Consider the following 1,570-nt stretch of genomic DNA (forward strand, 5'->3'; position numbering starts at 1 on the left):
GCACGCCGCCGAGCTGGCGCGGGCCGACCTGCGGATGCCGCACCCGCCCGCGCGCTGGCGGTGGCTGCTGGAGCACGCATCGAGCGCGCAGTGGGTGGTCGAGCTGGCGGGGGAGCCGGTCGCGGTGGGCCGGGTGGCGGACGGCGGGCTGGTCGAGGCCGCCGCGACCACCCCCGAGGCCGCGCACGCGCTGGCCGCGCTGACCGGCGTGACGCAGGTCGTGGAACGGCCGGGCGCGGTCGCGGGGCGCGCCCTGGAGGGGTTCCTGGCGCCCGCCGACGCGCGGGCGCAGAGCTACTACGCCCGCGTGCCCGACGCGGCGGCGCTGCTGGAGCGCCTGCGCCCCGTGCTGTCGCGGCGGCTGGCGGCGGCCGGGTTCAGCGATGGGGAGGCGGTCGTGTCGTTCTTCTCCTCGCACGTCCGCCAGCCCATCCGCGACGGCGTGGTCGACCGGGTCGTGCGCGGCGGCGTCATGCAGGGCCCCGCCGAGGTGGGCGGTTCGGGCGTGGCTCCGGACCTGGTGCCCGCGCTGCTGTTCGGGCCGCACGGCATCACCGGTCTGGCCGAGCGCCACCCGGACGCCTACCCCGGCCCGCGCGCGGAGCTGGCGGCGGCGCTGTTCCCGCCGGTGCGGGCGGACCTGATGACCTACTACGTGCCCTGAGCTTGCTCAGAACCCGTGGTTCACCCCGTAGTCGCCGTGGTAGTAGATCCCGGCGTCGTTCCGGGACCACTCGGTCCCCCACCCGCAGTAGACCGCGATCCCCTTCCAGTCCAAGCAGAAGTGCATCCGGCTGGTCGAGTCCTGGTCGGTGTAGGAGTAGCCCGCCGAGGTCCCGTCGTAGTCGCCGAAGTGCCCGGTCCACGACGTCCCGTCGTGCACCCACACCGAGGGCCGCCAGCCGTCGACCTTGCTCTGCACCTGCCCCTGGTAGTACCCGTTCCCGTTGCAGGTGCCGGGAACCGGCCGCTCGGCGAGCAGCACGGCGCCGTCGACGACCAGCGTGCTGCGGATCTCGCTCGTCCCACCGCAGCGGGCGGAGGCGACCGCGGGCGCGACGACGGCCAGGGTGGCCAGCACGCCCGCCGTGGCGGTCGCGCCGGCGAGGGTGCGGAGAACGTGCTTGCGGTTCAACGGTTTCTCCCGTTCTCGGTGGTGCGCGGAGGTGGGGAGGTCCGGTGTGGAGATGCTATCGCCGCGCGTGCGCGGGCAGGTTCACTCGATAGGCCGAACCCTGGTCCCCGTCGGGGGCGCGCGGCCTGCGCACCCCCGACGGGGCGGTCGGTCAGGTCCGGGACCACCGCTGGTTGCCCTGCCCGTTGCACGTCCACAGCACCATCCGCGTGCCGTTCGCCGTGCCCGCGGCGTCGACGTCCAGGCACAGCCCGGCGCGCGCGTTGCGCACCGAGCCGTCCGAGCCGACGACCCACCGCTGGTTGTCCTGCCCGTTGCACGGCCAGATCACCACGCGCGTGCCGTTGGCCGTGCCCTGCTCGTAGGCGTCCAGGCACTTGTCGCCGAATACCCGCACCTCGCCGCCCGCCCAGGTCGTCCAGAGCTGGTTGGCGG

Annotated in this window: 2 protein-coding genes and 1 pseudogene; 1 reads left to right on the top strand and 2 read right to left on the bottom strand. The window is 74.8% G+C overall.

Going from position 1 to position 1,570, the window contains the following annotated elements; genetic code table 11:
• Positions 1-664 (top strand): annotated as a pseudogene (locus ACTUAL_RS04580) (GNAT family N-acetyltransferase); the annotation flags it as partial.
• A gap of 6 nt (positions 665-670) precedes the next feature.
• On the opposite strand, the gene ACTUAL_RS04585 reads toward ACTUAL_RS04580, so the two are convergent.
• On the bottom strand, positions 671-1,135 hold the full coding sequence (locus ACTUAL_RS04585) for a hypothetical protein (protein WP_440899369.1): 465 nt from the start codon (positions 1,133-1,135) through the stop codon (positions 671-673).
• Positions 1,136-1,286: 151 nt separating this feature from the next.
• Positions 1,287-1,570: ricin-type beta-trefoil lectin domain protein (locus ACTUAL_RS04590; protein WP_440899370.1), on the bottom strand; the 284-nt coding region annotated here is incomplete at its 5' end.

Source organism: Actinosynnema sp. (assembly GCF_052038725.1).